Genomic DNA, 6332 nt, shown 5'->3' with positions numbered 1-6332 from the left:
GCGGTCACATCGAGCGTCTGATCGGGACAATGATGGGAGCCGTTCATCTCTTACCTGGGACCACGCAATCGTCTGTCGCCGCCAAAGGCAGCTACAACGCCGAAGCCATAGCCACGATGACCCTGAGCGAGTTCGATAGCTGGTTCGCCTTGGAAATCTGCCGTTACAACAACAGCATTCACTCGAGCCTTGGGTGCACTCCCGTTGCCAAATGGGAGGCACTGTCTGGAGAAATGTCGGGCGACATTCCCGTCGACATGGATGCGTTTCGAGTGAGCTTCCTACCAAGTGAACAGCGGCAGGTCCGGCGTGACGGCATCCATCTGTTCGGCATCCGCTATTGGGCGGATGCCCTGGCGGGGCATGTCAGCCGTAAGGATGGAAAAGTGGTCGTGCGATACGATCCCCGCGACCTCTCAACGATATGGGTCGAACTGGAAGGCGGACGTTGTGTCGAAGCGCGGTACCGCAACCTGGAAATCCCGCCGGTATCGCTTTGGGAATATCGCGAAGCCATGCAGAAGGGTCGTGCTTTGGGCAAGAAAGGGTCCAATGAGACGGTGCTTGCCCAGTTGATCCATCAGCAACGCCAGATCGCGGATGAAAGCCGACTGCTGACCAAGGCTGAACGGCGATCCCGCGAGAGACGAGGTACGCTGAAAGATTCAATCCGGGCCGATCCACCGTCCGAGGGGCTGCGCCCTGTCGACACTGGTGATACCTCGCGGCCGCTGTTCAAGGTGGAGAGATGGTAACTTGAGAGCAGACGGAACTGGGGAAGACGGTCGTATCGCCCTCATTCAATCGGACATCTGGATCGGCTTTCCACGCGCAGAGCAGGTTCTGGACAGGTTGCAGAGCCTGATAGAAGCGCCACGCCAAACCCGGATGCCTGGCCTTCTGGTTCATGGCGCGTCGGGCATTGGCAAGACGATGATTGCCCGAAACCTGTCGCGCCGATACGCGCCGGAATATGATCCGGTCGCAGGCATAACCCACACACCACTGCTCCTGTTGCAAGCGCCTCCGGCCCCAGACGAGCGGCGGTTCTATCTGCACATTCTCGCAGCCGTCGGTGCGCCGGCAACGTCGCTGGGCTTACGCGCACAAAGCGTCGCCTCTCTCGAGGTTCGTGTCATAGCCCTCCTGCGCGACCTCGGCCTGCGGATGATCATGATCGACGAAGTTCACAACCTATTAGCCGGGACCCATCGCGAGCAGCGCCGCTTCCTGAATGTCCTGCGTTACCTCAGCAATGAACTTGAAGCGTCGCTGGTCTGCTTGGGGGTCAGTGAGGCCGTCGATGCTATTCGCGGGGATGTCCAGCTTGTCCGAAGGCTGGACGAGCATCACCTGCCGAACTGGCGCGATGACGCCGAGTTCTCGGACATGATCCAGACCCTTATTGCTGCCATGCCGCTGCAGAAGAAGTCCAACCTGAGGGTCAAGTCCCTCAAGCAGATGCTGGCGCTGACCGGCGGGGTGACATCTCGCATCTTCGCGTTGGTCAAGGATCTTTCCATCGATGCCATTCGCTCCGGCGAGGAATGCATCACTGATGACGTAATCACCAAGTGGACGCCGGTCTGGTCACGCCATGCGCCGGTTCAGCGGCGGCTCGAAAAGTCTGGGGCTTGACGCTGCGCCCGCTGCCGAAGACTGTCTCGCCCCACCCAGACGAATTGCTTTCCAGCTGGCTCGCGCGGCTTGCCGCTGCCAACTACTGCGATTTCGTCGATCTTCTTGCACACGTCGGCGTCGACAGCCGTCATACCATCATGCTCGACTTCGCGCTTGAGACAGAAGTGGCTGAAAGGATCGCTGTGTTTGCACGCACTGATGTCGACCGCGTGCAGTCACTTCTGTTTCCTGTCCTGACCCAGACAGAAGCCGCACTGACAGCGCCAGTACCGCTCCATACGTGTCCAAACTGTTCGCGACAGGGTCTGGCGCTCAAACACTGGCGACGGGCATGGGTAGTCGACTGTCAAGCTTGCGGAGCATTACTGACCCCGATACTCGGCAAGCCTGACATCGGGCTGCTTTCGGATCAGTTGCTTCGTCGTGCTCGCAAGGGTGCTGCCCTGCTTGGATCTGCGGTGACGCTAAATAGCGTTAGCCAAATCCGACGGGCAATGCGCGGCGTTGCCTTTGCCATGGCACTCAAGAGGGCTGGTGGAACCCCTGCTGCGGCACTGCAAAGCTATAATCCAGAAGTGCGGCTCTTCTGCCTCGCCGCGATTGCCGCGGTCCAGAAGCATCCGCTGCTCAAGGCGGCGTTGCTCACCACTGGTATCGATGACTTCGCCAGGGTCGCCTTGCTCCGGACCTATCACGAGGAGGCCCGATTGCTCGCCACCGTCGATCGGATCGCGTGCCGGATACAGCACCGAGTTCGCACCTTGAGATCAAGGAGCAGCGAGCAATCCTGATCGGCATCTCACCTTTAAGGGCAAAGAATATCGCTTTTCGTCACCCAACGCGACGAATCTCAGAGTTAAAGGCAAAGCGACATCAACGCTGCTGGCTGCACAAGACCGCGAACGTGCTCAACAAGGTGCCCAAGTCCGTGCAGCCGGGCATGAAGGGGGCCCTGCGGGAGATCTATCTCGCCCCGACCCGCGCCCAGGCCGAGGTCGCCCTCGATCTGTTCGAGGACGTCTATGGCGCACGCTATCCGAAGGCGGTGGAGTGCCTGCGCAAGGACCAGCGGGCGCTGCTAGCCTTCTTCGACTGGCCGGCTGAGCACTGGATCCATCTGCGCACGACGAACCCAATTGAGAGCGTGTTTGCGACCGTGCGGCACCGCACCGTGCGCACCAAGGGCGCGCTGTCTCCAACGACTGCTCGCCTGATGGTGTTCAAACTCATCATGGCGGCTGCGAAAACCTGGCGCCGGCTGATGGGTGAAAACCAGTTGCCGAAGGTGATCGCTGGTGTCAGATTCCAGGACGGCAGCGAGGTCATCCCGCTGCCGACAAACAGCGCCGCCTGATCGGCCCCGTCACCTAAATTCCGTCATAGCTGGACCGGCGCAAGCTCATGCTCACCTCCCAGCTCTTTCTGCTGGCGGTGTCGGTCGCCCTGACTTTGTGCACCTATTTTGGAGTGGTGACGCCCTGGCTCCTGCTTGCCTTCACCTTTCTGGTCGGCTGTGGCACCGCCTTCAACGGACCCGCTTGGCAGTCGCTGGTGGGCGAGATGGTGCCCCGTTCCGATCTGCCGGCAGCGATTGCCTTCAACAGCATGGGCTTCAACATCGCCCGCAGCGTCGGCCCAGCGCTCGGCGGCCTCATCGTCGCAACGATCGGCGCCTTCGCCGCCTTTGCGGTCAACGCGATCAGCTATCTCGGGCTGATTGCCGTCCTGGCCCGGTGGCAGCCTGCCCGACCGCCCAGAGCCTTGCCGCCGGAAAGCCTCGGGTCTGCCATGGCGGCCGGGATCCGCTATGTGGCCATGTCGCCCAATCTCAGCGTGGTGCTCGTGCGAGGAGCCGTGTTTTGTGTTTCGGCGTGCAATGTTGACCCTCTGAGACGGGGGATCGGCATCTAAATTTGACCCCTGCGGCTGTCACGCGAGCAAACTGCCTGTCCTGGATCAGGATGGGTGGCAGGGGATGAAGGGCGTGGACACGATTGCACGGATCCGGCGCGAGTTCTTCGTGCGCGGCAAGACGATCAAGCAGATCGCCCGCGAGCTCCACATCGCGCGCAACACCGTCCGCAAGGTGCTGCGCTCGGGAGCCACCGAGTTCCGCTACGAGCGCGAGCGCCAGCCTCTGCCGCGGATCGGCCCCTGGAGGGGGGATCTGGATCGCCTGCTGGCACTCAATGATACCAAGCCCGCTCGGGAGCGCCTGACCCTGATCCGGCTCTTCGAGGAGCTACGGGGGCTTGGCTACGAGGGCGGCTATGACGCCGTGCGCCGCTATGCCAGGAGCTGGCGCCGGGAACAGTCCACCTCTGCAACCGCCGTCTTTGTGCCGCTGAGCTTTGCGCCGGGCGAGGCCTACCAGTTCGACTGGAGCCACGAAGTCATCCTGCTCAATGGCATGCCGGCCACCGTCAAAGTCGCCCATGTCCGCCTCTGCCACTCGCGCATGATGTTCGTGCGGGCTTATCCGCGTGAGAGCCAGGAGATGGTGTTCGACGCTCATGACCGCGCCTTCGCGTTCTTCAAGGGCGCCTGCCGGCGCGGCATCTACGACAACATGAAGACGGCGGTGGACGCCATCTTCATCGGCAAGGAGCGGGCCTACAACCGCCGCTTTCTCCAGATGTGCGGGCATTACCTGGTCGAGCCGGTCGCCTGCACGCCAGCCTCCGGCTGGGAGAAGGGTCAGGTGGAGAACCAGGTCGGGCTCGTGCGTGAGCGCTTCTTCACGCCACGGCTGCGGGTGAAGAGCTATGACGAGCTGAATGCCTGGTTACTCGATCAGTGTATTGCCTATGCCAAGGCGCATGCTCATCCCGAGCACCGCGACCGGACGATCTGGCAGGTCTTCGAAGCGGAGCGAGCCAGTCTGGTGTCCTATCCCGGACCGTTCGATGGCTTCCACGCCGTTCCGGCATCCGTCTCCCGAACCTGTCTGGTGCGCTTCGACACCAACAAGTACTCGGTCGCCGCCAGCGCTGTCGGGCGCCCGGTGGAGATCCGGGCCTATGCGGATCGCATTGAATGCCGCCAGGACGGCCGGATCGTTGCGCAGCATGTCCGCTGCTTCGGCCGCGATCAGACGATCTTCGATCCCTGGCATTACGTGCCGGTGCTGGCCCGCAAGCCGGGAGCTCTGCGCAATGGGGCTCCGTTCAAGGACTGGGTGCTGCCCGCCGCCCTTGAGCGTGTCCGGCGCAAGCTCGCCGGCCAGCACGATGGCGACCGCCAGATGGTCAGCATCCTGGCGGCCGTGCTCAGCGACGGACTGCCGGCGGTTGAGGCTGCCTGTGCCGAGGCTCTGCGTGAGGGCGTCTGGTCGGCTGACGTGATCCTCAACATTCTCGCCCGGCGGCGCGAGCCTGCCCCGCCGCTGACGATCACGACCCCACAGGCGTTGCGGCTCCGGCATGAGCCGGAGGCTGATTGTGCCCGCTACGACAGCATCAGGAGGGCTGATCTTCCCGCGATTGAGTGGACACCGGGTTAGCTCGCTTTTCTCTCAGCTTCTTCGGGTGTGAGATACCCGAGGGCCGAGTGAATGCGCTGCCGATTGTAGTAGCCCTCAATGTAGCCGAAAAGATCCTGTCGCGCCTCCTCCCGGGTGGCCCAGCGCCGTTGATGAACCAGTTCGACCTTCAAGGAGTGGAAGAACGACTCCATCGGAGCATTGTCGTAGCAGCAGCCCGTCCGGCTCATCGATGGCTTGGCCCCCATCGCAGCAAGCTGTCGGGCATAAGCCTCCGCCGCATATTGGCTGCCCCGATCGCTGTGGTGGATGAGACCTGGTCCTGGTCGCTGCCGCTGGGCCGCCATGATCAGGGCTCCCAGAGCGAGTTCGGTGCGCATGTGATCGCGCATCGACCAGCCCACCACCTTCCGGGTGGCCAGGTCCAGCACGGCTGCCAGGTAGAGCCAGCCCTCACCGGTTGGAATGTACGTAATGTCGGCTAGCCACACATGGCCTGGTACCGATGCCGTGAACTTCTGCTGCAGCAGGTTGGGCGCGATCGGCAGCTGATGACGGCTGTCGGTCGTGGTCGGTCGGAAACGGCGCCGAGCCAAGGCACGAATGCCATGCCGGCGCATCAATCGCTCGACCCGGCCGCGGCTGACCCGATGGCCTTCTGCCCGCAAGGCTGCGTGCATCCTCGGGCTGCCATAACGGCCCTGATGCTGACGATGGAGCCGCTGAACCTCCTGCAGCAGGCGCCGGTTGGCGAGGGCTCTTTGGCTCTCCGGCCGGGAACGCCAGGCATAGTAGCCACTGGGTGAGACCTGGAGCACGCGGCACATGAGCCGCACTGGATAGGTGCGGGCATGCTGCTCGATGAAGCCAAACCTCACTTGGGCATCTCCGCGAAGATGCCGATGGCTTTTTTTAACACATCGCGCTCCATGCGCGTGCGATCAAGCTCCCGCCGGAGCCGCGCGATCTCGGCCGCCTGATCAGCCGGAGAGGCCATGGGAGAGGCGCTGGGCGATGGGGTTCTGCTCCCAGTCCTGGATCGAGGTGGACCACCATTCACAACGGCCCGCCAGTTGCGCAGCATCGAGGGAGAAATCCCCAACTCTGTTGCGATCTGCATGAGAGGTCGACCGCTGCTCTCCAGAAGTGCAACAGCCTCTCGTTTGAACTCCGGCGTGAAGTCCCGTCTCGTCTTCGTCATCAAACACCT

Annotated in this window: 5 protein-coding genes and 2 pseudogenes; 6 read left to right on the top strand and 1 reads right to left on the bottom strand. The window is 62.4% G+C overall.

Translation table 11 applies throughout. From position 1 onward, the window contains the following. The 6 genes and pseudogenes from H0S73_RS23805 to istA all read left to right on the top strand — a co-directional run. Positions 1-755, top strand: a 755-nt coding sequence (locus H0S73_RS23805) for a Mu transposase C-terminal domain-containing protein (RefSeq protein ID WP_181054682.1), incomplete at its 5' end; no start/stop codon positions are given. A gap of 1 nt (position 756) precedes the next feature. Next, positions 757-1638 carry a TniB family NTP-binding protein gene (locus H0S73_RS23800; RefSeq protein ID WP_181054681.1) on the top strand — a complete coding sequence of 294 codons (882 nt, stop codon included), beginning with the start codon at positions 757-759 and terminating at the stop codon, positions 1636-1638. Next, the gene (locus H0S73_RS23795; RefSeq protein ID WP_181054680.1) at positions 1635-2432 is read left to right on the top strand and encodes a TniQ family protein; all 798 of its coding nucleotides are present in this window, start codon (positions 1635-1637) and stop codon (positions 2430-2432) included. Before H0S73_RS23800 ends, H0S73_RS23795 begins: the two co-directional genes overlap by 4 nt. 80 nt (positions 2433-2512) lie before the next feature. Further along, positions 2513-2995, top strand: a pseudogene (locus tag H0S73_RS23790) (transposase); the annotation flags it as partial. Between the two features lie 32 nt (positions 2996-3027). After that, a pseudogene (locus H0S73_RS23785) lies at positions 3028-3513 on the top strand (MFS transporter); the annotation flags it as partial. 103 nt (positions 3514-3616) lie between these two features. Continuing rightward, positions 3617-5143, top strand: a complete 1527-nt coding sequence (gene istA, locus H0S73_RS23780) for an IS21 family transposase (protein ID WP_181054678.1) — start codon at positions 3617-3619, stop codon at positions 5141-5143. Here the strand turns inward: istA and H0S73_RS23775 are convergent. Next, a protein-coding gene (locus tag H0S73_RS23775) for an IS3 family transposase (RefSeq protein WP_181054677.1) occupies positions 5140-6323 on the bottom strand; the annotation gives its coding sequence in 2 pieces (ribosomal slippage) (positions 5140-6026 and positions 6026-6323; 1185 coding nt in all). The two genes, istA and H0S73_RS23775, sit on opposite strands and share 4 nt — an antisense overlap. Positions 6324-6332: the final 9 nt, after the last annotated feature.

Source organism: Microvirga mediterraneensis, assembly GCF_013520865.1.
Taxonomy (GTDB): Bacteria; Pseudomonadota; Alphaproteobacteria; order Rhizobiales; family Beijerinckiaceae; genus Microvirga; species Microvirga mediterraneensis.
The sequence above is the reverse complement of the archived record's forward strand: the minus strand, read 5'-3'. Positions and strand labels throughout refer to the sequence as shown.

What these genes read in the sequence shown, in the direction of transcription:
- istA (WP_181054678.1), top strand. Translation starts at nt 3,617, where the DNA reads ATGAAGGGCGTGGACACGATTGCACGGATCCGGCGCGAGTTCTTCGTG.